The 23,370-nt window shown below is 58.5% G+C and carries 26 protein-coding genes and 1 tRNA gene; 5 read left to right on the top strand and 22 right to left on the bottom strand.

Features of this window, described 5'->3' with window-relative positions:
- Positions 1-27: 27 nt before the first annotated feature.
- Both ggt and AC1Z1G_RS22525 read right to left on the bottom strand, forming a co-directional pair.
- Positions 28-1,872 (bottom strand): gamma-glutamyltransferase, encoded by a 1,845-nt coding sequence (gene ggt, locus AC1Z1G_RS22530; RefSeq protein ID WP_483622530.1) that lies wholly within the window; start codon positions 1,870-1,872, stop codon positions 28-30.
- A gap of 38 nt (positions 1,873-1,910) precedes the next feature.
- Positions 1,911-2,519 carry a TetR/AcrR family transcriptional regulator gene (locus AC1Z1G_RS22525; protein WP_483622529.1) on the bottom strand — a complete coding sequence of 203 codons (609 nt, stop codon included), beginning with the start codon at positions 2,517-2,519 and terminating at the stop codon, positions 1,911-1,913.
- A 142-nt stretch (positions 2,520-2,661) separates the two neighbouring features.
- Between AC1Z1G_RS22525 and AC1Z1G_RS22520 the strand changes: the two genes are divergently transcribed.
- The 3 genes from AC1Z1G_RS22520 (at position 2,662) to AC1Z1G_RS22510 (ending at position 6,234) form a co-directional block, all read left to right on the top strand.
- Positions 2,662-3,750 carry a sugar phosphate isomerase/epimerase family protein gene (locus AC1Z1G_RS22520; protein WP_483622528.1) on the top strand — a complete coding sequence of 363 codons (1,089 nt, stop codon included), beginning with the start codon at positions 2,662-2,664 and terminating at the stop codon, positions 3,748-3,750.
- Complete coding sequence (locus AC1Z1G_RS22515) at positions 3,747-4,628, top strand: alpha/beta fold hydrolase (RefSeq protein WP_483622527.1); 882 nt, start codon at positions 3,747-3,749, stop codon at positions 4,626-4,628. The genes AC1Z1G_RS22520 and AC1Z1G_RS22515 overlap by 4 nt, the downstream gene beginning before the upstream one ends.
- A gap of 418 nt (positions 4,629-5,046) precedes the next feature.
- Positions 5,047-6,234: a restriction endonuclease gene (locus AC1Z1G_RS22510; RefSeq protein WP_483622526.1), complete on the top strand. Its 1,188-nt coding sequence runs from the start codon at positions 5,047-5,049 to the stop codon at positions 6,232-6,234.
- Positions 6,235-6,451: 217 nt separating this feature from the next.
- Here the strand turns inward: AC1Z1G_RS22510 and AC1Z1G_RS22505 are convergent, their stop codons facing one another.
- Together AC1Z1G_RS22505 and AC1Z1G_RS22500 are read right to left on the bottom strand one after the other, a co-directional pair.
- Entirely contained in the window at positions 6,452-6,643 is a 192-nt protein-coding gene (locus tag AC1Z1G_RS22505; protein WP_483627964.1) for a hypothetical protein, read from the bottom strand.
- A 1,274-nt stretch (positions 6,644-7,917) separates the two neighbouring features.
- Entirely contained in the window at positions 7,918-8,475 is a 558-nt protein-coding gene (locus AC1Z1G_RS22500; protein ID WP_483622525.1) for a Panacea domain-containing protein, read from the bottom strand.
- 1,067 nt (positions 8,476-9,542) lie between these two features.
- Between AC1Z1G_RS22500 and AC1Z1G_RS22495 the strand changes: the two genes are divergently transcribed.
- Both AC1Z1G_RS22495 and AC1Z1G_RS22490 read left to right on the top strand, forming a co-directional pair.
- Positions 9,543-10,142 (top strand): hypothetical protein, encoded by a 600-nt coding sequence (locus tag AC1Z1G_RS22495; RefSeq protein ID WP_483622524.1) that lies wholly within the window; start codon positions 9,543-9,545, stop codon positions 10,140-10,142.
- A gap of 345 nt (positions 10,143-10,487) precedes the next feature.
- A complete protein-coding gene (locus AC1Z1G_RS22490; protein WP_483622523.1) occupies positions 10,488-10,961 on the top strand; it encodes a hypothetical protein in 474 nt (157 codons plus the stop codon).
- A gap of 75 nt (positions 10,962-11,036) precedes the next feature.
- On the opposite strand, the gene AC1Z1G_RS22485 is transcribed toward AC1Z1G_RS22490, so the two are convergent.
- From AC1Z1G_RS22485 to AC1Z1G_RS22400, 18 genes are all read right to left on the bottom strand, one after another.
- Positions 11,037-11,627, bottom strand: a complete 591-nt coding sequence (locus AC1Z1G_RS22485) for a tail assembly protein (protein WP_483622522.1) — start codon at positions 11,625-11,627, stop codon at positions 11,037-11,039.
- Positions 11,624-12,208 (bottom strand): tail assembly protein, encoded by a 585-nt coding sequence (locus tag AC1Z1G_RS22480; protein ID WP_483622521.1) that lies wholly within the window; start codon positions 12,206-12,208, stop codon positions 11,624-11,626. Before AC1Z1G_RS22480 ends, AC1Z1G_RS22485 begins: the two co-directional genes overlap by 4 nt.
- A gap of 129 nt (positions 12,209-12,337) precedes the next feature.
- A complete protein-coding gene (locus tag AC1Z1G_RS22475; protein WP_483622520.1) occupies positions 12,338-12,562 on the bottom strand; it encodes a hypothetical protein in 225 nt (74 codons plus the stop codon).
- A 111-nt stretch (positions 12,563-12,673) separates the two neighbouring features.
- A complete protein-coding gene (locus AC1Z1G_RS22470) occupies positions 12,674-13,279 on the bottom strand; it encodes a hypothetical protein (RefSeq protein WP_483622519.1) in 606 nt (201 codons plus the stop codon).
- Complete coding sequence (locus AC1Z1G_RS22465) at positions 13,276-13,584, bottom strand: hypothetical protein (RefSeq protein ID WP_483622518.1); 309 nt, start codon at positions 13,582-13,584, stop codon at positions 13,276-13,278. Before AC1Z1G_RS22465 ends, AC1Z1G_RS22470 begins: the two co-directional genes overlap by 4 nt.
- Positions 13,581-13,943, bottom strand: coding sequence for a hypothetical protein (locus AC1Z1G_RS22460; protein WP_483622517.1), 363 nt, complete (start codon positions 13,941-13,943; stop codon positions 13,581-13,583). The genes AC1Z1G_RS22465 and AC1Z1G_RS22460 overlap by 4 nt, the downstream gene beginning before the upstream one ends.
- Positions 13,940-16,150 (bottom strand): DUF927 domain-containing protein, encoded by a 2,211-nt coding sequence (locus AC1Z1G_RS22455; RefSeq protein WP_483622516.1) that lies wholly within the window; start codon positions 16,148-16,150, stop codon positions 13,940-13,942. Before AC1Z1G_RS22455 ends, AC1Z1G_RS22460 begins: the two co-directional genes overlap by 4 nt.
- A complete protein-coding gene (locus AC1Z1G_RS22450) occupies positions 16,147-16,368 on the bottom strand; it encodes a hypothetical protein (protein ID WP_483622515.1) in 222 nt (73 codons plus the stop codon). Before AC1Z1G_RS22450 ends, AC1Z1G_RS22455 begins: the two co-directional genes overlap by 4 nt.
- Positions 16,361-16,636, bottom strand: a complete 276-nt coding sequence (locus AC1Z1G_RS22445) for a hypothetical protein (protein ID WP_483622514.1) — start codon at positions 16,634-16,636, stop codon at positions 16,361-16,363. The genes AC1Z1G_RS22450 and AC1Z1G_RS22445 overlap by 8 nt, the downstream gene beginning before the upstream one ends.
- 2 nt (positions 16,637-16,638) lie before the next feature.
- The gene (locus AC1Z1G_RS22440; protein ID WP_483622513.1) at positions 16,639-16,941 is read right to left on the bottom strand and encodes a hypothetical protein; all 303 of its coding nucleotides are present in this window, start codon (positions 16,939-16,941) and stop codon (positions 16,639-16,641) included.
- Positions 16,938-17,183: a hypothetical protein gene (locus tag AC1Z1G_RS22435; protein ID WP_483622512.1), complete on the bottom strand. Its 246-nt coding sequence runs from the start codon at positions 17,181-17,183 to the stop codon at positions 16,938-16,940. Before AC1Z1G_RS22435 ends, AC1Z1G_RS22440 begins: the two co-directional genes overlap by 4 nt.
- Positions 17,180-17,659, bottom strand: coding sequence for a hypothetical protein (locus AC1Z1G_RS22430; protein ID WP_483628013.1), 480 nt, complete (start codon positions 17,657-17,659; stop codon positions 17,180-17,182). The genes AC1Z1G_RS22435 and AC1Z1G_RS22430 overlap by 4 nt, the downstream gene beginning before the upstream one ends.
- Positions 17,656-18,027, bottom strand: coding sequence for a hypothetical protein (locus tag AC1Z1G_RS22425; protein ID WP_483622511.1), 372 nt, complete (start codon positions 18,025-18,027; stop codon positions 17,656-17,658). The genes AC1Z1G_RS22430 and AC1Z1G_RS22425 overlap by 4 nt, the downstream gene beginning before the upstream one ends.
- The gene (locus AC1Z1G_RS22420) at positions 18,028-18,297 is read right to left on the bottom strand and encodes a helix-turn-helix transcriptional regulator (RefSeq protein ID WP_483622510.1); all 270 of its coding nucleotides are present in this window, start codon (positions 18,295-18,297) and stop codon (positions 18,028-18,030) included.
- A 135-nt stretch (positions 18,298-18,432) separates the two neighbouring features.
- Positions 18,433-19,314: a hypothetical protein gene (locus AC1Z1G_RS22415; RefSeq protein WP_483622509.1), complete on the bottom strand. Its 882-nt coding sequence runs from the start codon at positions 19,312-19,314 to the stop codon at positions 18,433-18,435.
- 175 nt (positions 19,315-19,489) lie between these two features.
- A complete protein-coding gene (locus AC1Z1G_RS22410; RefSeq protein WP_483622508.1) occupies positions 19,490-20,731 on the bottom strand; it encodes a tyrosine-type recombinase/integrase in 1,242 nt (413 codons plus the stop codon).
- Positions 20,732-20,901: 170 nt separating this feature from the next.
- Positions 20,902-20,978: transfer RNA gene (locus AC1Z1G_RS22405), tRNA-Met, on the bottom strand.
- A 116-nt stretch (positions 20,979-21,094) separates the two neighbouring features.
- Positions 21,095-23,152, bottom strand: coding sequence for a methyl-accepting chemotaxis protein (locus AC1Z1G_RS22400; protein ID WP_483622507.1), 2,058 nt, complete (start codon positions 23,150-23,152; stop codon positions 21,095-21,097).
- Positions 23,153-23,370: the final 218 nt, after the last annotated feature.

Genomic DNA, 23,370 nt, shown 5'->3' with positions numbered 1-23,370 from the left:
CAAGCCCTTGTGTGTTTCCAGTGTCGCTCAATCCCCCGACGCTTCACCCTCGCGGCGTGGGTCGGCCCCCCCGGCCCAGGAGGCGTTACCTTGCGCATCACGCACCCGGACGATGGCCTGGGTGCCGCTGGTCATGTCAATTTCGTTGACCGCATGGCCCTTGTCCTTGAGTGCCTGAATCAGCGCCGGGCTGAACTGGCCTTTTTCCAGTTCGGTCGGGCCGTTGCGGCTGCCGAAGTTCGGCAGGCTGATGGCAGCTTGCGGGTCGAGGTTCCAGTCGAGCATGCCGACCACTGATTTGGCCACGTACTCGATGATTTGCGAGCCGCCGGGTGAGCCGACGGTGGCGAGGAATTCGCCGCTCTGACGGTCGAAGATCAGCGTCGGTGCCATGGACGAGCGCGGGCGTTTGCCAGGCTCGACGCGGTTGGCCACGGGTTGGCCGTTCTCTTCAGGGATGAACGAGAAATCGGTCATCTGGTTGTTGAGCATGAAGCCCTGAACCATCAGGTGCGAACCGAAGGCCGCTTCCACCGTGGTGGTCATCGAGACCGCGCCACCTTGGTCATCGACCGCCACCACTTGCGAGGTGGAGATACGCAGCGGCGAACGATCCGGCGCATACGCCACTTGAATGCCCGGCGGTGTGCCAGGTTTGGCGGTGCCCATGCTGCGTTCGCCGATCAAGGCTGCGCGGCTGGCCAGATAGGTCGGTGATACCAGGCCTGCGACCGGCACCGGGACGAAGTCCGTGTCGGCGACGTACAGGGCGCGGTCGGCATAGGCCAGACGCTCGGCTTCGGCGATCAGGTGCACCGCCTCGGGTGCGGGTTCCATGCCGGCCGGGGTGTTGGTTTTCTGCGGTTTGAGCGGTGTCAGGGACAGGCGTGGGTCGCGGCCTTCGAGGGCTTGCAAGGTGCCGAGGATTTGCGCCACGGCGATCCCGCCCGACGACGGTGGCGGCATGCCGCAGACCTGCCAGCGTTTGTAGTCGGTGCACAGCGGCGCACGTTCCTTGGCGGCGTAGCCCTTGAGGTCGTTCAGCGACAGGCTGCCGGGGTTGGCGTGGCCCTGGACCTTGGCGACGATCTCCTGGGCAATCGGGCCTTGATACAGCGCATCAGGACCTTCCTTGGCGATGCGCTTGAGAGCGTTGGCCAGCGCCGGGTTCTTCAGCAATGTACCGACGGCTTTCGGGGTGCCATCGCCGTTGAGAAAGTACGCGGCCATGTCCGGCGAGCGCGACAGGAACGGGTCGGTGGCGATCATGGTGTGCAGGCGTGGCGAGATCGCGAAGCCTTTTTCCGCCAGCGCGATTGCCGGTTCGAACAGCGTTGCCCAAGGTAGGCGTCCGTGTTTGCGATGGGCCATTTCCAGGGCGCGCAACACGCCCGGAGTGCCGACCGAGCGCCCGCCAATCTGCGCCTGCGGGAAGGGCATGGGTTTGCCATCGGCTTGCAGGAACAGCTTCTCGGTGGCGCCGGCCGGTGCCGTTTCGCGACCGTCATAGGTGCGCACGGTCTTGCCGTCCCAGAGCACGATCATCGCGCCGCCGCCGATACCCGAAGACTGCGGCTCGACCAGCGTTAGCACCGCTTGCATCGCAATGGCCGCATCGATGGCTGAGCCGCCCTGACGCAGCATCTCCCGGCCGGCCGCTGCTGCCAGCGGGTTGGCGGCTGCTGCCATGTGTTTGGAGGCGTATTGGGTGCGAAGGTCGGTGCGATAACCAGAGGCAATTTCCGGGGCGACCGGCAAGGCTCCGACAGAAGGGGCTGAAGGCGGGGCGTTGCACGCCGCGAGCGTCAGGGTGGCGGCTATCAGCGCTGTGGCGGATAGGCGGTAAGGGTTCACGTGGAAGGCTGAGAACACTCGGTCGCTCCGTGCGTTGGAAAAATGAGAGGTCGACGCTAAACGATTGTCTCGGTTTGGGCCAGATCGAATGCCGTCATCAACGTCGGGATCATCGCCAGCAACCGCTCGGGGCTGACGCCATCGCGGGCCTGCACGGACAACCCGTGCAGCAGCGTCGCGTAGTAATCGCCGAGGGCGGCGGCATCGGTGTCTTCCTTCAATTCACCGGCCTCAATGGCGTGGCGAAAGCGCTGGATGATCGACTCGGTGCGCTGCTGCCGATGCTCCGCCAGCCATTGGCGGACCCCGTCGTTGCCTTGCGAGCAATTGGTGGCCGCCGACACCACCATGCAGCCGTACGGCTGCTCGGGGCGGGTGTACAGGGCAATGGCATCGCGGAACATTCGCTGCAAGCCGTCGCGCAGCAAGGGCTCCTGCTCCAGTGCCAGGGCGGCAAATGCGCCTTCACCGGTTTCGTAGGCTTCGATGGCCTCGCGAAACAGCGCTTCCTTGGAACCGAAGGCGGCGTAGATCCGGGCCGAGGCAATGCCCAGTTCCGTGACGAGGTCGGCCATGGACGTGGCCTCGAAGCCACGTTGCCAGAACAGGTCCCGGGCTTTGTGCAGGGCCAGGGTTCGGTCGAATTGTCGGGGTCTGCCAGCCATTCGGGCGATGCCTTTTGTGCGAGTGAAGGCAGCAGTATCGCTGATTGTTTGTTGATCGACAAAAAAATAAACGGCCACACCTTGACGCGGCTTCTCGATGCTCCCTATTCTTTGTCGACCAACAAAGAATAGGGAGTTCACCATGAAAACCATCAAGGGCCCGAGTTTGCACCTGGCCCAATTCAGCGATGTTCATCCGCCGTTTGACAGCCTGCCCTCGATTGCTGCGTGGGCCGCTGCGCAAGGCTTCAAGGCGTTGCAGATCCCTGCGTGGGACAAACGCTTGCTGGACATCGAGCTGGCCGCCGAGAGCCAGACCTATTGCGACGAAATCACCGGGCTGTTGGCTGAGCACGATCTGGTCGTCAGCGAGCTCACCACGCACATGTTCGGTCAGTCGGTGGCGGTGCACCCGGCTTACGACTCGATGCTCGACGGGTTTGCCCCTGCATCACTGAAAGGCAACGCCCAGGGTCGTAGCGAGTGGGCGGTCGAGCAGTTGAAGAGGGCGGCCAAGGCCTCTCAACGCTTGGGGCTGACGGACATGGGGAGTTTTTCCGGGTCATTCGCATGGCCGTACTTTTTCCCCTTTCCGCAGCGCCCCGAAGGTTTGGTCGAGGCAGCCTTCGATGAGCTCGCCAAGCGCTGGTTGCCGGTGTTGAACAGTTGTGAGGATCACGGCGTCAACCTGTGCTTCGAGATTCACCCCGGCGAAGACCTGCACGACGGCACGACCTTCGAAATGTTCCATGAGCGCGTCGGCCAGCATGAGCGCTGCAAGATGCTCTATGACCCGAGCCACTTCGTGTTGCAGCAGCTCGATTACCTGGATTTTATCGATATCTATCGCGACCAGATCCGCATGTTTCACGTCAAGGACGCGGAGTTCAACCCCACCGGCCGCCAGGGCCTCTACGGCGGTTATCAGCCGTGGGCCGATCGGGCGGCACGCTTCCGTTCGCTGGGTGATGGGCAGGTCGACTTCAAGGCGATTTTTTCGAAGCTGACCCACTACGACTACGCCGGTTGGGCAACGCTGGAGTGGGAGTGCTGCTTGAAGAATCCACAGGATGGCGCTCGCGAAGGCGTGGCGTTTATCAACGACCACATCATTCGGGTCACTGACAAAGTGTTCGATGATTTTGCCGGCGCACCGCTGGAGCGCGAACAGATCCACTCACTGCTGGGCATCTCCAGCGTCACCCCATCTAGCCCGAAGGTTGTTCTATGAGTCTTTCCCGTTTGAATACGTCCGAGTCGCCGGAGCTGACCCATGGCTACGCGTTCGTCGAAGGCGTGCGCCTGCATTACGTCACCCAGGGGCAAGGGCAACCGGTTCTGTTGATACCGGGCTGGCCGCAAACCTGGTTCACCTGGCGCTTCATCCTGTCGGCGCTGGCCGCCAACGGGTTCCAGGCCATTGCGGTGGACCCGCCAGGCACTGGCCTTTCCGACAGGCCGGAGAGTGGCTACGACACCGGCACCGTGGCGCGTCGCCTGCATGGTTTGATGGCTTCGCTGGGGCACAGCCACTATCAGGTGGTGGGGCATGATGTCGGCATGTGGGTCGGTTATGCGCTGGCCAGCGACTACCCACAGGCCATCCGCAAACTGGCGCTCTGCGAAGCGGTCATCCCTGGGTTGGCACCCGCGCCGACGATTTTTGCCGCACCGCAGCAGAACAAGTTCCTGTGGCATTTCATGTTCAATCAGGTTCCGGACTTGCCGCAGGTATTGATCGCCGGCAGGGAGGCGGCGTACCTGACGTACATGTTCGACACCTGGTCTCATCGCCGCGACCGCGTGGCCGTGCAGGTCTACATTGATGCCTATTCGGCGCCGGGTGCATTGCGCGCAGGGTTTGGTTATTACCGGGCGATCCCCGAGACGATTGAGCAGAACCTTCAACGGGCGAAAACGCCACTCTCGATGCCGGTACTGGCGATCGGTGCGCAGCATGCGACGAACGATGCGCCGTTGCTGACGATGCAAGGCAATGCTCACGATTTGCGTGGCGCGGTGATCGCCGATTGTGGGCACTTCGTCACCGAAGAAGCGCCTGAGGAATTCATTGCTCACCTGTTGCCGTTTCTTTCGGCAAACGCCTGAACAGAGGCCCGCCATTGTGCGGGCCGTCTCGCCGATACTCATCCGGTTTGGGTCATGCCGGGATGTTATGGCCGTAAGGTCGGGCGGGAAGGGGGGACTTTTCTGCGGGCATAAAAAAACGGCCTACCTTTCGGTAAGCCGTTTTTAGTACTTGGTGGCTACACAGACATTTGAACTTGATGGCTAAGGTATTGTATTTGCTTGATATTTTTATGTGTGTTTTTTAAAGGGATACACCAAGGGATACACGGCGCTGGCTGCTGGCCCTTCGAGAACCTATTACGTTGACGGAAACGCGGGCCCAAATTCATACCGACGAGCGGTCGGTTGTGGAAGCTATGATTCCAAGATCTGTTTAGTTTCGGTCGACGTCACGTTGCGGATTAATGCAGGCGATTGCTGAATACAAGGAGTGACCATGGCGGCATTTACCGATTTTCAGCTCGAGGAAAAAATCAAATCAGTGCAAGGCGCTATCCAGGATTGGGCGATTTCAAATGATCTATGGCAAAGCACCGGATTTCAAACTTATGCACATCGTGTTGGGGGAGAGCCTGGGAACCAAGCTGTAGCGTTCATTCAGCATTTCGAGGGCCACCTACGCGACGTAGTTGATGGCTCTGCTGATCAGCGGCTTTACTCGGAATATGAAGCAATTGTCGAATCTCATGGCTTTTGGTTTGAGAACATCGATGGTGTTTCCGTCCACTTTTATCCTTCCGAGCAGGACTGGGCTGATGCATTTGATGAATACTTTCATTGGCAGTGGGTGTGCGGGCTGGTGAAAGAGGATTGTGGGGATGTTCATGAAGAACTCTATGCCCATTTTGCCAAGCGCCCGGAAGATCTGCGGCGCCTGGGACACCGCCAGTTCGAGATACTGCTCTTTCGAATATTTCAGAATCACGGATTTGAAGCGGAACTTGGACCGGGCTCTGGAGATGGAGGGGTGGACGTTCGATTGTTTCAGCGAGGGCCGCTAGGTGACGTAATGACGTTGGTTCAGGCGAAGAAGTACGCGCAGCGCCGAAAGATAAATGTGGAGGCTGTCGCCGCCCTTCGAGGGGTAATGGCTGATTCAGGTGTTGACCAAGGCATATTTGTGACTACGTCCGAGTATCTACCAAGCGCTCGAAAGTTCGCTGCGCGGTCAACGGCACAGATTGAGCTCCGAACGTCTAGTGACGTTGCTAATTGGTGTCGTGATGCGACGAACGGCGTGATCGCGGACAAGTCAAAATTGATTTCCGATGATCACGTTCTGAATCAGATTAGACAGGTTGGAGGAGGTCCGGACTATCGGATTGTTCACGCATCGACTGGCTACACGATGATGCAAAACTCCTTCGCTCTCGTGCTGAAAGAGAGCAAACACGCTGCGCTTCTCATGGTCCTGCCTAAGCATCGAATATCAGGTGACGCTCATGGCTTGGAAGGGCACGAAGTGCCAGTGCTAGACGACACAGTTCTAGCATGGAAAACCGAAGCGCACGTTTTGCGGGTGACGCGTGAAGTTGACCCCGGCGGAAATGTTTCTTATTGGACCGGCAGAAATCTTTATACCAAATGGAATGGGACGAGCCAGTTTTTCAGTTGGATCGATTAGTCTGGTTCTATTCTGGAGCACTCCCCTGATACGGGGTGGTGATATCTAGAGGTACTTGTTCTGTGGCTATTTGCATGTCTTGCAATGACAGATCGCCTGGACATTGGCCGCCAACTCCGCCTGTCGCTGCTCGAGGTTCGCGATAAAACTGAGCTCCCATTTCGGTAGGTCAGGTACTGGAAAACTACCGGCATTCCGGTAGTTCGAGCGGGCAGCGCTACAAACGCATTTCCCTGATGACTCGCCTTTGATCAGTTCCCCGCGAAAGGGCGCGCCGGGCATCCTTGGTGAGCTGGTTAAGCGCTTGCTCCTCGAATGCCACCGCCATTGTGCTGGCCTTCCTGACAATCAGCAGCGCCAGCTCCGGCGGAAACACCACCTTGTCGGCGGGTAGATAATCACAAGTAATAACGGACCCGGCTCAGTCCTCGGTGTGCGGCTGAAGCTGGTGCTGTTTGGTAGCTCCAGCTATGACCAGCAGATGTTACCTGTTCCGGCCTGCTGTCAGGTCGGCGGACGCCCCAATAAATACTTGACGAGCACCAAGCTCCAGCGCGCAGCTATCACGCTGGAGACGGCGCAGTGTATGGGCTGCGGACGATTTGAGCGGTATCTGTCGATGAAAATCCGTCAAGGGCCTGTCAAGTATTGATTGGCGCGCTAAGGATTCAGTCGACCAGGTATTTCACCACCCCATCCCGCTGGCGTGGACCTGGCGATTGATCGAGCAGTTACCTTGACGGCCAAGTCTGGAACTTTTGACAAGGCTGGTGCTGGCCAAGCTGCGCGAATGCCCGCAAAGCCATGAACTGCGTGGCTTTCAGCGTTCCAACTAGTGGTGGTGCCGGAGAAATCCGTCAAACCCTGTCAAAAATTTCGTCAAGGCTCCGTCAAGGGTCGTCAGGGATCGAGTTCGCTTCTCCTAGCGTCTTCATGACTCGCCAGCCTCACAAATCACCGTCGTGGACGCTCCCATTTTCTGGACGGGATAGCTGTCCAGTCTGCTGCCCGACCTGCCGCCGCCCATGCTGTCCGTGGCTCCTGGGCGGAGTTGGATTACCTGCCCGCCGCGCTGGCCGTCCAGAGCCTGTCCAGAATCCGTCTGGGGTCTGTCAGGGGGATGAGACGATCAAGCCTGCTTGTTTGACGGCCCCCGCATGTATAAAGCCTCAGACGCCGACCAGGTGCGGGGTTCGTCTCATGCCTGTCTTATATTCCGTCAAAGCGTGGTCAAAGTGAGATGCTGATGATGAGCTTACTTAAACGGCAGGGAAGAGTGGGAAAGCTACAAGCCGTGCTGTTTCAGGAAGCGAATGACCTTTGTTTTAACGTCTGGAGAAGAATCGAATCCTTGCCGAATTCGCAGGAATTCAGAAGCGGAGAATGGATCGTGTGATCTGATTTGGTTTAGCGCTAAGTCTGTCTCCAGCGCATCCGCTCGCCTAATTACAGAGTCACGGTAAACGACCCAGCTATCGTGTCTAACAAAGCGGTGTGAACCCATCGAAAGGATACATGTTGAATCGGCGTATTTACCCTGATAGACAGATGAGATGTTCACCAATAACACGACGTTATCGTTCTGAAATGGGCAAAAAACTGGATCGTTGATCACTATGTGTAAGTGATCAGCGCCGCCTGTGGGGATTAATAACGTTCCTTTCTGAAGTATTGTCCCTGGCATTAAATATACTCAGATATTTTCCTAGCGAGAGCACGGCGTTCTCGAAGATCCTGTGCTTTGATTTCAGCAAGATCCTCACCAACCCCAAGAGCTATGAAGGTAGATTTTGGATCAATATCTACCGACGTACCGTGCGGGTCGTGCCATTCGGGGATGTATTTATGAGTGTAGTCCCGAAGCTGGTATTTGCTCATGTGTCCAAATTGATGCCAAACGGAGTCAAGAACCAAAAAGTCAGATCGGCTCAATTCATCAAGGTCATCAAAGTTTTGTAACTCTCTGGACAGTTTCACTTCATTATCAGCCGGCGGAGAAATCCAGGAGCTCCACTCCTTCGATTCCCGCTTACCTTTGATCAAATTCAAGGTCGCAGACAAAACGGGGCCATGAGGCATCGAAACTGCTCGGTCCTCTGACATTGGGACATCAAACCTACTCATCGACTCTCTATCAGCCAAGTACATCAGCTTGATGAGCTTCAGATTGGGCAGCGAACCTTCGGCACGGGCCAAGAAGAAAGCCGCGATTTGCGCTACTTTCTGTTCACTGAAAATCACGTGTTACCTCTCTTCCCCAGTCCTTGGGGGGTGGTCCTGCGTACAAGTGGTCGCGAATTATCAGCCGGCCTATACGTTAGTCAAGGGGTCTATCCACAGGTTCCGCCCAGCGGTATCGATATCTCCGGTGAATGGCGGAGCAGCTGTGAACGACGCGCATAGATTGCCCTGTTTGCCTTAGCTATAGCACCCCATGAACGCCTACGCACGTCCAACACCATAAAGAATCGACATAACCATTCAGTTCGACTGAGTAAATTGTCGATTGCATGGGGTGTTTCGCAAATGGTGGCAGCAGACTCGTTGCGCCTCCTCCGTGTGTTTGGTTTCGCGAATGACAGAGTTGCCAGTCAAAACACCTGCTTTTGGTGGAAACCACAGTGGAAACCTCGCGCTTGGCAACCGCATGGTCTGGTGGTCGCGCTGGTAACCGCCAGCCAGGTTCGCGCCAGCATCGCGTAGGAAGGTGCGAACTAGAAGTGCGAACCTCGGGTGCGAACTTGGTCGGTACGCACCCGCCAATGCGTACCAATCGTGCGTACCTGGCTGCGTACCACGGCCAAAACGGCCAAGTATTCACGCAGAGCACAAGTGCGCGACAGCACTGCGTGAAGGTCTGCGTGAAACCCCAGTGCGAGATGGCTTCGCGCATTGACCAGATGCGCGACGGACGTGCGCGAAACACTGCGCGAAAACACGCCGATAGGGACTTGACGCGGGCCTTCCATGGGGTAGTTTTCGCAAAGGGGCATTTGATGCGTCAGTGACCAGGGGGAAGTGGTCACCGGTGGTGGTCACAGCACATGGTCACTACCGAGGGTATCCGCGCCGGAGCAGCATCAAACCGTGGATACCGGAGTGGATACCAGCCGACCTGGATATCCTCCGACTACCTAATAAGACCTAACATCTGATCGGCGCGGAAACCTGACAAAACCTGACATTCGCCGAACGGTATCACACAGAAAAACGCTCAATGAAAGCCAGTAACGGCTAGGCTCTTCGGCAGATTGTTAATTCACGCTGGCTTGCGCAAAGCCGCATCCGATAAAAAAGGCTGATGTCTCATGTCAATTTTCTCGAAATTAATGTCAGTGATCAGAGGCGGTAGAGGGGCAAAGACTGCAGGGGCTTCCGCTGCTGAGGGACGAACCGGTTATGCAATTTCAACGGTTAAATTTGATCCTGAGCGGATAACCGAGGCGGTTAAAGTCGACCTTAGAAGCAACATCAAACAAATAAGTGAGTTCGATGAGTCTCATTTCGAGAAAATTTATGATGCTGCTCTGCGTTCAGTGTCTAGTGGGCGAGATCTAGCAACGTTATTTAATTCCATCATGGAACTCGAATTGCCTCGCATGACGAAACGGAGGGCCGGCGAGATAGCTCTCAGCTTAAACAACAAGGCTTCAGCGCTCATGAATCGCGACCAGAAAATATCTCTCGGCATTAAATATGCTGTTTGGTCCTACAGTGGCGCGCCATGCCAAATTAACCCTAAAAAACCTTCCGCGAATGATATTCGTCAGGACGCGGCGCATAAAGCTGCCGACGGCAAGCGATATGAGATCGCCAAAGGAATGCGTCTGAATGGCAAGCTTACGATGCCTGGTCGGGAGGAGGGTTGTAAATGCATTTCCCGAGCCATCATTCCAGCGTTTGATTAGTAAAAGGCATCCCGGCTGGCCATTACTGGCTGATAGATCAGCCACTCAGAAATTAGCAGCCACCAGCTTCTTTGTAGGGACTGCAAAAATCATCAAAGTTGCCTCGCGCCAGCTTATTCTCGATGGCCAGGCGCGCTTTCCCCTGGCCGGCTGGTCGTTCGCGTAAGAGTTGCACATCAGATGGGCCGTCAGATATTGGTAACCGGGCGGAGTGGTTACTTTTGGTGGTTACCAACGTGGTTATCAACCGAACTGGTCAGCGCTAGCGACTTAGCAAAACTTAACATCTGGTCGACGTGAAAACCTGGCATTGAAAGGGCGAACGTTACTGGGAGCCAATAGGGTATGAATATGACTGGCGTGGTATCGAATCAGAGAGTTTTTTTGGAGATTGCCATCACTGCCCTGGAGGAGTCTCGAAGGTTGGCTGACGAGCTAACAACCCCGAAGGACGGAGGTGGAAGCATATTTCGCTACGATCCTGAAATGAAGTCTTTCAAGCAGGCGCTTATATCAATCTCCTTCAGCTGTAGCTTCCTTGAAGCCATGTTGTGTGCCGTGGGTACTGAAGCGCTTGGCAAGAGATATAAAGATGGGGACATCTACGAGGGAAAGTTGAAATCGCTCGGGATAAATGATCCAACCCTTTTGGCCAAAGTAAAGCGGCTACGGACGGTGCGAAGGGAGCTTATGCACCAAAAGGTCATGCCTATAAGTGAACTGAAGTCCGATAACACGTACTTCGCTCAGGATGAGGCGGAGAGGGCCATGGCGCTAGTGCAACAAATAAGGGAAGAGTTGTGCAGACGGCCTCAATAGCACTGAAAAGCTGAGTCAATTGATCTGTCTACGGGTATGAAACGGCCGCCCGGAGAGCGGCCATAGTCAATTGCTCTACATCTGGTCCTCAGCATAAATTGCCGCACTGATGATCGCCCCGCCCACCCGACGCTTGACGAAACAGAGCGGGACCGGGTTGCCAGAGGCGGTGGTGTTCCTAGCACTGCCAAAAGCATAGCCAGGGGTGTTTTCAGGGACGGCGCTGGTCTTCAGACCGCCGGCCTGGGGGCTAAGCATTTGGATGACACCACCTGCGACCATTCCCACACCTGTTGCAAAGAGGGCAGCAGATACCGGCGGTGCCCAAAGCGAGAGGAAGGAGGCGGCAATTAGCAGCGCGCCTACGACCGTCTGCAACACACCAGCACGCTTGCTCCCGACGATTACCGGCGCGATCACAATGTCGCCATCGCCATGCATCTTGAGCTCGCTCTCCCCGATGTTCTTTTTTCCCAGAAACACCGCGAACTCAAGGCCTCTTGATTTCGCATTCGATAGAAAGCGCTCGAAGCCAGGCAGCTGGACACAAAGCGCTTTGATGGCCTCGGCAGGGGTGCGCACGGCGAGCTGGTAAGACTTCCCAAATTGGCGCAACTGTCCATAGAGCTTAACGGTTCTGATTTGGTCGTATTGCGAGGCCTTCATACCTGGTCCTCTGCGTATATGCCGCAGCTAATGATCGCACCGCCCCAGCGGCGCTCACCGATGCAGAGAGGGACCGGGTTTCCGGATGCGGTGGTGTTTCGCGCGCTGCCGAAGGCGTAGCTCGGCATATTTTCGGGGGCGCCGCTTTGCTTCAGTCCAGTAGCTTGTGGGCTGAGCATCTGGATAACGCCGCCGGCAACCATGGCAATGCCTGGGGCGAGTGTCGCTCCGTTGGTAAACGGACTGGCGATAATCAACGCGACACCAATGACGGTCTGCAAGAGCCCTGCGCGCTTGCTGCCGCAAACCACCGGCACAATGCGTATTTCCTTCGCTCCTCCCAGCGCCAGTTCCTTATCGTTAATGTTCCTACGGTTTCGAAAAATCGCGAACTCAAGCCCCATCTGCTTCGCGGTTGCGAGATATCTTGCGAAGCCCGGATGGTTTACATCGATTGCTTTTACCGCTTCGCGCACATCACCGGTCGACAGTTCGAAAAAGTGCTCACGCCCGAACAGCTTTGCTGCTGAGCCGCCGAGCAGAACTCGAGTTTTACCGCCGTAATTGGTAGCCATTGCCATGATTTACCCTTGTGCGCCTTGTGCGCTGTGTTTAGGAATTTCCATACCGAGCTGAGCAGCCAGGATCATTCGGGCGGCCATAGCATCGTCTCGGATCGCGATCTCGCGGTTCACTTCGGGATTCCAGGCCTAGCAGTGCGTCGACTGGTAAGCCCGTGCGCCGCGGTATTCGATGCGCATGAGTTCGGCCGAGATCCGGGCCTCGTCCTCAGTGAAGAAAGGCCCCTCGATATCAACCCTTTCCCCATCCCGCACGCGTTGAACGTTCCACACGACATACCCGCCGATTGTCCCGGGGGCAGTAGTGAAATCCGTGGTCTTGCACGCTTCGGCGAAGCGTATGTGGTGTGACATGTGTTTCCTCCTTCGACGCCTTGGCGCCATTGATGGGCTGGTGACTGGTGCTATTGCTCAATGTCGCGACACGTTTTCGTTATTCGCAAAACGTGTCGCGTACCGATAGGGTCATTTGCCGACGAGGCGCAGGTCGGGCGGCAGCTTTGGGCCGAATGGCGCACCAGGTGCGAACGGGTCGGGCAGCAGGTGCTCGGGGCATTCCCTGATGAAGTTCGCGGTCGCGAGGCGGCAGGCGTTGAACAGCGGTGCGTCGTTCCATTTCTGGCCGCGGCGGGCGGCGCTGTCCTCAAGTGCATAGGCGAACACCAGATCAGCCAGGCTGGCCAAGCCTTCCTTACGCGCCGTCTCGCGCTCCACGGTGTTGATCGCCAGTAGGTCGCACAGCCGATCGAAGCCAAGCCCGTTGGCCAGCCCCTCGGTATCCAGCACCAGCGAGCGCCCGAACCCGACGAGCACTGTGCGGAGGTCGTCCGATTCCACACGGCGGTGGTCCGCGGCCTGCTGTTCGAGCTCGGCGATGGTGCTGGCGGTGAATGGCAGGTATTGGCGCAACTTGCCGGCCTTGCGGCGAATGGCCCGGCGCTCGTCGCGGATCGAATCAAGCCGCGCACCGAAGGCGCGGCAGATCCGTCGGGTGGTGATCAGACTGGTGCTCATGCTGGCGCCGGGCTTCCTGGCGATGTCGACCAGGGCAATGACGAGGCTTGTGCTCATTGGGCTTTCTCCATGGGCGTTGAGTCGTAAGCGGCGCGCAGGTCCGCGCCAGCCGAGCAGTGGCGGCCGGTGGGCGCGTAGCAGGAACGGCAAACCATGATGTGGTTGAGGTACCGGTCGCGGGCCTGTCGCCACTCAGGTGTGGCAGTGGCGGCGCTGGCATGGGGGCCGGTGATGAACTGGGCAGCACGCTCGACGCGGTTGACCAGTGCCAGGCGTGCTGGTGGTCGACTCCACACTTTTGCGGAGTCGGTTCCAGCAATGGCCGGCGGCATGTGATCGAGCAGGGCGGACAGGAGGCTCATAACGCCCTCTCGCCCTGATTACTCGTAATCCAATGTGCCTGTGAATTCAAAAACACCGGCAACAGCGGCAACAATGGCAACAGCCCCGTAAACCGTGGGCCCCAGGTGTTGCCGATGCTTCCAAATTGTTGCCACCGGATTTTTACCGGCAACAGTGATAACCAAACTAAGGGGTTGAGCTGGTCTCTTATGTTGAAAATGAGGTGTGCGTTGCCAGTTGTTGCCACTCTTTTTATAGGGTGGCAACGGCTGCAAGCCACGTCCCACAAGGCCGTTGCCGGTGTTGCCACTGTTGCCAGTGATTCTAGGTTCCTGTGAACTCGGGCAATCCGGGTCGGTGATGTGTTGGTGCCGTTCATGCGCCACCCCCTTCGCGGTCCATTGCCTCGGGATCGACCACGTACAGGCGCGCCTGACCACCACCAGGGAGCCGGTAGTTTTTGGTTTTGCGTTCGTTGTCGCGGCGGGCGAGTACGTTTGCCCCCTCCAGCGCTTTGATGATGCGAGACAGGCCGTAGCCGTGGGCGGCCTCGATCAGTGCCGGCTTGTTGAACAGGTACAGGCGGTTATTGCCCGTCAGTTCCCAATAGCCGGCGCGATTGAATACCTTGGTGTCAGGCGTCACGTCATCGACATCGGAAAAGCGGCTACTGCCATGGCGATCGATGAAGTCGAGAATGCCGGCGAGGATCTGCCGGTCTTCAGCATTCCCGCTGCCCACCCGGCTCAGCCATTCGCCATAGAGCAAGCGGCAGTCGGCGAGGGCGGTGCCCGGTTTCCACGGCAGCAGGCTGTAGGCGATGGCCATCTCGCCCGCCAGCGCAATAACGGCGAACCGATCGGCTACGCGCCCGGCCTGGGCGTTGTCCTCCACAAAGCTGGCGCGTACGCCGGCGAAGTCTTCGAGCAACCCGGCGCGGTCATCACTGGCGAGCAGCTTCTCGACGAACGCAGGCCCGAGGTGGCCATGGTGGGCACCAACGGCCACGGTGAGCTGCCGGTGGAAGTCCGCGCCCTCAAGCCCGTGCAATTCGTCAAAGGCTCGATGCGTGCGGGTGCCGGCGTTCACGTCGACCATGCGCAACTCTGCGCCAGCGTGGGCGGCATTGCCGGATATGGCGGCGTGTTCGGAGAGCGAGCGCTCGCCACTGGAGAGGGTCAGCAGGCGCCAGCTCAACTTGGCGCGGCCTTCACGCTCGCGGGTCATAGTGCCTTTGCCCTGACCGTTGGCGAGCGAGTAGGCCATTTCCTGTACGCGCTTCGGATCGGCGCGCTTGATCTCGTCCAGCGGCAGGATGGTGTCATTGCGGCTCGACGCCTCGATCTCCAGTCCGCCCTTGGTCATGTCCCAACTGGCGGCGAACACGCCCGGGTCACCCCACACCGACGAGCCGATCAGTTGAGCCAGTGATTTGCCGCTCGAGCTGTCTCCCACCAGGTGAACGCCGCCACCCAGCACGCCGACCAGGCTCAACAGCGGGCCGGCCAGCGAGCAGCCGATCGCCAGTGTCAATACCGGGTTACCGGCGCACTTTGCGGCTACTTCCGTTTGCCATAGCGCCAGCTCGCCGCGGCGGCTGAAAAGAACCTGAGCTTTGTTGCTGGCCTGGTACCGCACTTTGTCACTGCCAATCGTCCGCCCGGGCAGCACGAACGCCCCCGACTCATGCCAGCCCGGCCGGCTGGTGGTGGCGAACACCTCGGCTGGGTGCTGGTCGAGCAGGTACTCCATGAAGGTGCCGCGTTTCTTCAGGGCGATAATGACGCCCATGCCGAACAAGGCACGCCGGGCGTCCTCGCCGCTGCCGCCGAACACCTCCATGGCGATGATCCATTCCTTGATGCCGCCCTCGGTGATCAGGCGCAGCAGGCGGCCCTCGCTGCCATCGTCACTGTTGGTGGTGCGGGCCACGACTGTGACGGGGCTGGAGATCCACTCATCGGTGATGGGACGGTCGCCGGTATCGCCCTCGGCGTCGTCCTGGTCGGCGGCCGTGCGTTTGAAGCCATGCCAGTAGACGCCCGGGCGCAGCTTGCGACCTTTCTCGTTGGTCACCCAATGTTCGTAAACGGCCCAGCATGGCCTGTCGGGAGCAACTCTCACTGTCCGGTCAACGTCGAGCTCTGCGAGCTGATCATTGATCTCTCGCTCTCGTCCTACGGCAGTTTGTAACTGCTCCAGATCAATGGCGCTGAGCGCCTCTCCGCGGTCTAGCTGAGCGGCGGCAATAGTCTGGATCAGCCGTGCCTGATTGCGGGCGCTCTCCAGAGACTTTCGCCTGTAGTCGAGTCGTGCCGTGTCGCTCAGATTCCCGGCAAACAAGTCCTTAAGCTCAAGGCCGACTGCGGCGAGAACATCAGAGGTCGAGCAGCCGCCGAAGCAATGAATCAGCACGCGACCGTCAACGCCGGACGCCACGCTTAACGATGGTGACTTGTCCTGGTGCGCAGGACATTTGGCCATGTAGTTATCTGTTGCGGACCGTCTCACTCCATCCAGCCTGGGAAGTACGAGACTGTGAAGCGGATCATCACCGACGATGGTGAGCTTTGGAGTGCCCCTCATGCGGCGCCCTCCGGTTCGTATCGCGCCAACACGCGGCCGATCTGTTTAACGATCGCGTCGGCCTCTTTGTGGCTGTACTCGTTCGCCGCGCTGTCACGCAGTTGCACCAGATCGCTGAATGCGCCGATCAACAAAATCCGACCGTAGTCGTCCATATGCGGCGGCACATCGTCGCGCACGGTGATGGCGCCGAGCTCGAAAGGAATCACGTTACCCACGGTTGGCGCTCCCGGCGAAGGCTCGACAAACCCGGCCGTTGTTCACCGCATGCCAATAGGTCAGCTCGTCGATTGAGTCGACCAGGCAGGCCGTCACTTGGGCGTCAGGACTACGCATAACTACGCGGCCGCACTCGGCGTCGGCCTCGCCCAGGAATGGGCCCAGCAATGCCTTGGGCACCTTTGGGTGGACCAAATAAAACAGCTCGGTGGCTTTCTTTGGGCAAGCCGATCCCGTCGACGCTGGCGCGTCGTTTTGAATTTTCATGTTTAGACTTCCGGCGTTATTTCGTTTCGTCGATGCGCGGCCGCGGCACCGGTGTCGGACAAGTTGCTAATCAGCGTTCCGAGGCTTTCCAGCATCCAGCCGATGTCTGTTACCGCTGTTTCACTGAGGCCTGTTTCGCCATTCGAGGCAGAACAAGCGAGGAGATTGCCAATGCCAGAAATGCCATGGGCCAAAACGGATAGGTAGCGGTCCGATGCTTTCTCCGTCTCCTGTAGTTTCTCGGCCGACATTTTGAAAATGGATTCGTGGTTTGGCAGCAGGTTGTGCCAGTTTCCAGAACTCATTTCGCCACCTCTGCGGAATCCACAGCTTTCTGCATCTTCTCGACCTCGCAATCGACGTAGTTCGCCCAGTCGTAACCCAGGAAGCCACCGAGGTTCGCCAGTTCCTCAATGTCCTGCGACTTGCCGTGCTTCAGGTCTTTGATGATGGAGTTGAACAGCGCCCGCATGTGGTTGATGCGTTCGTGGGTGGCGCGAAGCAGGTCGAGGGCATCATCGGCGATGTTGGCGCTGGTCTGGGTCATTGCGCACCGCCTTGAGCTTCCAGGGTGCGAACGATGGCCATGTGGGCGTTGTAGCGAGTGAGGCGAACGGAGAGGGACGAGTTTGCGCGGAGGGCGCTCAAAGCCATGCGCCGGTGAGCAAAGGCGCGAATTGTGGACAGAATGAGGGCGTGTTTCATAGGTGAAGCTCCCGAATCATGAGAGCCACCACGGCCTGCCGCCAAGCAGAGAAGGGTGGCGAATTGCGCAAGATTGGCGGACCGGTGATTCAGGAACCCGGCGCACCCGAGGGTGCTCCTGCGCAACCCGCCATAACGCGAGAATGCGGACACAAAAAAAGCGCCTGCAATCGTAATGGGGGCGCTGTTGCGCCTGAAATCATTCGACCCGCCAAGGTCGTTGTCAGCAATGTGACGGGGAGAACCATACCGGCGGGCGTGACTACTGGCAAGAAAAGTTATCGACCGTTCATCGCCGATCATGAGCGAGGCGTTCATGCGGCCACCTGACGGCGAGACGCCCCGGGCCCTTTGAGCATAGCCAGGATGTTGAGGGCGCGCTTGTATTCGCTGGCCGGCAAACTGTACCGGGTCACAAGGCAAGGCAGCCCCCAGTGATTTGGCACGCGCTCGGACTGGCGGGCGAACTTCAAGCCGTAACTGTGGGTCAGGCTGCTGATTGTGCTGTGAAGGCAGTGGTCACCCAGGCGCTCAGCTTCGAAGCGGTTGAGGCTGCGATCCTGAAGCATATAGGCCAGGACGCGGCTGATCTTTGTCGGCGCTTTCCCGGTGCTGCTGGTGGTACTATCGGCGTGAGATTTTTCCGGGCTGGCCTTAATGGGTTGGCCTTTTTTTTGGTCGGTCATTTAGGCCGCCTCCCCTCGCAATGCGATGCGTTGGCGCACCCAGGCGTGGACCTCGGCCAGTACAAAGCCAACTGGCGAGCCGCGCGACTTGCTGTTGCTCAGCGGCACAGGGCGGGGGAAGGTCGGATCGTCTTTGAGACGTTTATAGACGGTGGGGCGGGCGAGGCCGGTGATGGCTTCGAGGTCCGGCATACGGATCAGGGTGATTGCCGGGTCGAAGTTCTGCGCTGCCGAGGTAGAAGGCTGATGTGCTGCGTGGATGGTGTGCATTGTACGTTTCCCGATATTGATCTAGACGGGAAACAGGTTGATGGAGCGGCAGCGGGCTCGACAGATCCGTATGCGCGCAGACTGTACAGTTAGCGCGTATACCGTACTGTATGCGCGCAGATGGTAGTCGCTCAGTCAGGTCTTTAAACGCACGTGCGCCGTGACCCACCCATAAAGCGTTCTCTCGGTAACTCCATAATCTTTGTGTTTATTCCGGGCGAAGGCTGTTCGGCTGCTGAAGTTTGATCCGGTGGTATCCCAACACAGTAGAGCTGCTGACCTGCTCTCGCTTGTTTCTCTATGTCGAGCATTTGCTGCGAGACTCGCGGCGAGAGAAACCTTTTTCCTCACCAGTTCATCTACCTGCTCGGGGGGGCTTTTTTCATTGTCTTGCAGAAAAAACTTGATTCTCTTACGCATGTCGTGTTCGTCCTGATACTGCTCCGCTCTACAAACAACCTCCATGATGTCTACTGCATTGTTAGCAATGGAGCTAAGGCACGTCATAGGTAAGTCTTCTTTCAGGACGGGCGGCCACCACTCATCGTCCTGGAATGACAGGATCGCCTGCCCGATGAGGATCAATGCTAAAACGGCGAAGTATTCGTAGGGTTTTGCGTCAGGGAAATTCTCGTCATCAAGGTCGACACCTTTTAGACTTTCATCCAAGGCTTCAAGAGGGCTAGTGTTTTCCTCAGTCGGAAAATCGAACTCATCAGAAATGATGTCAGGGTTGTGATCGACCAGCTCTCTCAGTCCATATTCCGTCCGATCCTCGTAGCGGAGATGCCGGAGTATCGAACCACCAGTCTCTACTTGATGGGTAATCCAGGATTCTTTCGCTGTGTAGAAATATTCGCTGGTGAGCCACTCGATAGTTGAGGCGGCCACTCTCATCTCAATTTCTGATCGTTCCTGAAGCACTAGCTTGGCGCGCGCTTGCATGCCGCGCAGTCGATATATGGGATCGAGCGGCGCCGTGTCCGTAAAAGGATCAAACTCTTTATTTGTATCCACAATAATCGCCTCCCCGGCGGCCGGTAACGAGAAATCGACCAGTCGGGCGGATGGGTGTCCGCTTTTCGCCCCGTCAGGATAGGCTGGCCAAAACGCTGCGTGTCCGGATACTGGCTATCCGAACAGTAATGGCTTTCAGTCTATATCTGTCTGCAAGTAAGAGGGAAGCGCCAGGTCAAGCACGCTTGCCAAAGTCGCCTTGGATGACGACGCCACCGGCAAGCCCGTCGAGGTAGTTCGCATACCATTGCATCATCTTCGTGCGCTGCGGCAGGTATTGGGCCTTGTTGTAGATGCCGGCAACGCCAGGCTTTTTGTGTGAAAGCTGGGCCTCGACGTGGTTCTCGTCAAAGCCGTTCTCGTTGAGCACCGTCGACGCGATATGTCGAAAGCCGTGACCGGTTTGCCGTCCCTCGTAGCCCATCCGGCGCAGAGCCATCAGAAACACGGTGTCGCTCCGTGGTTTGGTGTGGTCACTGCGGCCAGGGAACAGAAGGGGATAGCTGCCGGTGTATTGGCGCAGCTCCTCCAGCGCCTCGATCGCCTGAGAGGAAAGCGGCACCAGGTGTTCAAGGCCTTTTTTACGGCCTTTGCGCTCGACGGGGATCGTCCAGACCTTCTTGACGAAATCGAACTCCGACCACTTTGCCTCGCGTAACTCACTGGGGCGCACGGCGAACAAACTCAGCAGGCGCAGGCCGAGGCGCACATCGTGGGCGTGTGGATAAGCAGCAATGGCACGGATCAGGCCGGGTAGCTCATCGGATGAGACGTGAGCATAGTTCTCGGCCTTACCGGACTGGAGGTATTTTTGCAGTCCCTCAAGCGGGTTGTGGGTTGCCCGGCCAGTTACCCTGGCCAAGTCGTAGGCGTCTCGGCAGTACGAGCGCACCCGGCTCATTTGCTCAAGGATTCCCTGCTGCTCCATGCCGCGCAGAAACTCCATCCACTCAAGCGGAGTGATATCGGCATAGGGGCGCTTGCCGAACACCGGGAAGACGTGACGTTCCAGGGCGCCGATGATTCGCTTGGCCGTCCCAGCGTCCCAGTTGGTGAGACGTGAGGCGTACCACTCTCGCGCCAGCGGCTCGAATGTCTCGCCGGCGATATCCCTCTCTGCTTTTTTGCGGGCTTGTTTGGTTACGATCGGGTTTTTGCCGTCGGCGGCGTCGGCGCGCAATTCGGCAGCTTTCTGTCTGGCAACCGATCCGCTCACCTCGGGGTAGCCGCCAAGCCCAAGCCACGACCATTTGCCGTCGGGCTTCTTGTAGCGAAGCTGCCAGGACTTTTGGCCATCAGGCTTCACGCGGAAATAAAGGCCGCTCCCGTCCAGCTCGCGATACTCGTTGGCATCAGGCTCCAGGCCGGACAATGCGGTATCGGAAAGGGGGCGGCGTTTTATCTCGGATCGCTTCATTTGGGCTTGTATCCCCTTGGTTCAATTATTTGTCGAGGATACACAGGGGGATACACGGAGGGAAGGTATAGGGGGATACAAGGAGAGATAGCCAGAAACAAGAAAGCCCGCACTAGGCGGGCTTCTTGAGGTTGTTTAGAGACTCGTGGAGACATCTGTAAACAGGTACTTGGTGGCTACACAGGGACTTGAACCCCGGACCCCAGCATTATGAATGCTATGCTCTAACCAACTGAGCTATGTAGCCAAGTGGCGCGCATTATTGGCTTGGAATGAAGATGTGTCAAGCATAAATCTAAAATATTTCTCTACGCTTTCAACCGCTTATCGACCTGAGCCGAAAAAACCGGCGTGGCGCGGGCATTAATTGAGCTGAAACCTCCCGGTATTTGCGCTCAAGGCCTTGCTGCCCTGGCTCAGTGTGTCTGCCGCCAGGTTCACGGCCCGTGCGCCTTCCAGCAGGCGTACGGCGGCCTGATCGACCTGTTGAATGTTGCCGCTGACCTCGTCGGCCGTGCAGGCCTGCTCTTCTACCGCCGTGGCGATTTGCGCCAGTGTGTCGGTGACGCTCTGTACCGCGGTGGCAATTTCCCCCAGGCGTTCGCCCAGCCCGGTCACCGCTTGCGCGTCACTTTGCGCCTGACCGCACGCGGCTTCCATCAGGTTCACCGCCTCGTTGACCGTGTTGCGCAGGCTGTCGACCGTACCGGCAATCTGTGCGGTGGACGACTGGGTACGTTGCGACAGGCTGCGCACCTCGTCGGCCACCACCGCAAAACCGCGACCCTGTTCGCCCGCCCGCGCAGCTTCGATGGCGGCGTTGAGCGCCAGCAGGTTGGTCTGCTCGGCGACCCCGCGAATCGTATCGACCACCAGTTGAATCTGCTGGCCTTGTTCGCTGACGCGACCCAGCGCGGCTGCCGTGTCGTTCAGGCGCTGATTGAGCTGTTGAATGCTCGCGGTGGTGCGCTGGCTGTCACGACTGCTGTCGGCAGCGATGCGTTGGGTGTGCTGAGCGCTGCCGGAAGCCTGCTCGCAACTCTGGGCAACCCCTTGAGATGTCGCGGCCAGTTGCGTGGCGGCAGCGGCGATCTGGCTGATCTGCAACTGCTGGGCTTCGACTTCGCCCAGCGCACCGCTGGAATGAGTATTGAGGGTGCGCACTGCGTCGCTCAGTTGCAGGGTTTCGTGATCGACCCCCAGCAGGCTGGCGCGCAATTGCACCACGGCGACGTTGAGCGCGGTGCTGATGGCCGCCAGCTCGTCACGCCCCTGCACCGGCACTTGCAGGCTCAGGTTACCGTCGCGCAGGGCTTCGGCGAGCAAGGTGATGCCGCTGGCGCTGCGGCGGATCGAGGCCTGCAAACAGATGAACAAGTACAGCGCCGCCAGCAGCAGGCAACCGAAGACAGTCGCCACGACGATAAGCTGATGAATCGCGGAGCCATGATAGTGATCGAGTCGTTGGTCCAGCGCGCTCAGGGATTGCTGGCGCAGTGAGGCAAAGTCGCCGAGCAGGGCGTCGAGGCTGCGTTCGAAGTCTTCCGGCTTGAGGTTGATGTTGCCGCCGAACACACCGTCGTCGAGCACTTTCAAGCCGCTGTCGAGGCGCTTGAGGCTGTCCTGATAGTGCGCAGCCCATGCCTGTAATTCGCTGGGCAAACGGGCTTCGAGCAGGCTGCCGGTCTTGATGAGTTGCTCGCGGGCGTCGCCGATGCGGCTTCGCAGGTCGCGCAGTTGCAGGCGGCTTTGCAGGGTGAACTGGCCGGACACCACGGACGCCTGGCCGACACTGGCCAGCCGGCCCACGCGCTCAATCAGGTCGGGCGTGTGTTGGGTGGCGATCTGCGTGAGCAAGTAGGTTTCCAGCCAGGGCGCGAGGGTCAGGCGATTGTCCATGACGATCTGCTCGCGCAACGCTTGCAACGCGCTGAGGGCGGCGGTGAAGCGCTCATAGCCATCGGGCCACCAACCCACGCTGCTCAGGCTTTTGGAGTCCAGGCCCGCGAGCGCGGCTTGCAGGGCTTGATAGCGGCTGAGGGTTTGCGCTTCGGCGCCTTCTGCTTGCAGCGTGCTGCCCAGGTCGATGGCGGCCTGGCTGAGCGCGGGCGAAACCGCGTCGAAGGCAGCCATGGCGGCAAGCGTCGCCGGTGTGGGCTGACGATTGGTTTCGGTGGCGCGCCAGCGGGCGGCGCGATCACGTTGGGCGGCGAGCAGATTGTCCAGGGTGTCGAGGGCCAACAACTGGCTCACCCCGGCACGCTCGCCGGTAATCAGGCTGAGTTTGTCGCGATAATCCTGGCCAATCATCCACAAGCTTCCCGCCAGTGGCAGGATAAACAGCAGAAACAACAACTGGAACTTACGCGCAAAACCAAAACGCCCAAGCAGTCTGATCCCTGGTGATAAAAACGCCTGCATGCCCGACAACTCCCCTGAGCAACACGCACCGTTGGCGTGCGGTGACGGCGCGATGGCCGAAACCTGTGCCCGCAAAAAAAAGGCCTCGAAAGTTCACGGCCACCGGCGGTATCGGCCAGGGCTGGGGTGAAACTTCCCATTCTCGGTGCCCTTGGTAAGGGCCCGCGTTGAAGTGGAGGGACAAGGCAAGATTCAGACCATGGCTTTGCGCTACTAAC

It is taken from the genome of Pseudomonas sp. JL27(2026), from assembly GCF_056933555.1.
This window is presented reverse-complemented; position numbering and strand designations above follow the sequence as displayed.

What these genes read in the sequence shown, in the direction of transcription:
- AC1Z1G_RS22525 (WP_483622529.1), bottom strand. Translation starts at nt 2,519, where the DNA reads ATGGCTGGCAGACCCCGACAATTCGACCGAACCCTGGCCCTGCACAAA.
- AC1Z1G_RS22520 (WP_483622528.1), top strand. Translation starts at nt 2,662, where the DNA reads ATGAAAACCATCAAGGGCCCGAGTTTGCACCTGGCCCAATTCAGCGAT.
- AC1Z1G_RS22515 (WP_483622527.1), top strand. Translation starts at nt 3,747, where the DNA reads ATGAGTCTTTCCCGTTTGAATACGTCCGAGTCGCCGGAGCTGACCCAT.
- AC1Z1G_RS22510 (WP_483622526.1), top strand. Translation starts at nt 5,047, where the DNA reads ATGGCGGCATTTACCGATTTTCAGCTCGAGGAAAAAATCAAATCAGTG.
- AC1Z1G_RS22495 (WP_483622524.1), top strand. Translation starts at nt 9,543, where the DNA reads ATGTCAATTTTCTCGAAATTAATGTCAGTGATCAGAGGCGGTAGAGGG.
- AC1Z1G_RS22490 (WP_483622523.1), top strand. Translation starts at nt 10,488, where the DNA reads ATGAATATGACTGGCGTGGTATCGAATCAGAGAGTTTTTTTGGAGATT.
- AC1Z1G_RS22485 (WP_483622522.1), bottom strand. Translation starts at nt 11,627, where the DNA reads ATGAAGGCCTCGCAATACGACCAAATCAGAACCGTTAAGCTCTATGGA.
- AC1Z1G_RS22480 (WP_483622521.1), bottom strand. Translation starts at nt 12,208, where the DNA reads ATGGCAATGGCTACCAATTACGGCGGTAAAACTCGAGTTCTGCTCGGC.
- AC1Z1G_RS22475 (WP_483622520.1), bottom strand. Translation starts at nt 12,562, where the DNA reads ATGTCACACCACATACGCTTCGCCGAAGCGTGCAAGACCACGGATTTC.
- AC1Z1G_RS22470 (WP_483622519.1), bottom strand. Translation starts at nt 13,279, where the DNA reads ATGAGCACAAGCCTCGTCATTGCCCTGGTCGACATCGCCAGGAAGCCC.
- AC1Z1G_RS22465 (WP_483622518.1), bottom strand. Translation starts at nt 13,584, where the DNA reads ATGAGCCTCCTGTCCGCCCTGCTCGATCACATGCCGCCGGCCATTGCT.
- AC1Z1G_RS22460 (WP_483622517.1), bottom strand. Translation starts at nt 13,943, where the DNA reads ATGAACGGCACCAACACATCACCGACCCGGATTGCCCGAGTTCACAGG.
- AC1Z1G_RS22455 (WP_483622516.1), bottom strand. Translation starts at nt 16,150, where the DNA reads ATGAGGGGCACTCCAAAGCTCACCATCGTCGGTGATGATCCGCTTCAC.
- AC1Z1G_RS22445 (WP_483622514.1), bottom strand. Translation starts at nt 16,636, where the DNA reads ATGAAAATTCAAAACGACGCGCCAGCGTCGACGGGATCGGCTTGCCCA.
- AC1Z1G_RS22440 (WP_483622513.1), bottom strand. Translation starts at nt 16,941, where the DNA reads ATGAGTTCTGGAAACTGGCACAACCTGCTGCCAAACCACGAATCCATT.
- AC1Z1G_RS22435 (WP_483622512.1), bottom strand. Translation starts at nt 17,183, where the DNA reads ATGACCCAGACCAGCGCCAACATCGCCGATGATGCCCTCGACCTGCTT.
- AC1Z1G_RS22430 (WP_483628013.1), bottom strand. Translation starts at nt 17,659, where the DNA reads ATGAACGCCTCGCTCATGATCGGCGATGAACGGTCGATAACTTTTCTT.
- AC1Z1G_RS22425 (WP_483622511.1), bottom strand. Translation starts at nt 18,027, where the DNA reads ATGACCGACCAAAAAAAAGGCCAACCCATTAAGGCCAGCCCGGAAAAA.
- AC1Z1G_RS22420 (WP_483622510.1), bottom strand. Translation starts at nt 18,297, where the DNA reads ATGCACACCATCCACGCAGCACATCAGCCTTCTACCTCGGCAGCGCAG.
- AC1Z1G_RS22410 (WP_483622508.1), bottom strand. Translation starts at nt 20,731, where the DNA reads ATGAAGCGATCCGAGATAAAACGCCGCCCCCTTTCCGATACCGCATTG.
- AC1Z1G_RS22400 (WP_483622507.1), bottom strand. Translation starts at nt 23,152, where the DNA reads ATGCAGGCGTTTTTATCACCAGGGATCAGACTGCTTGGGCGTTTTGGT.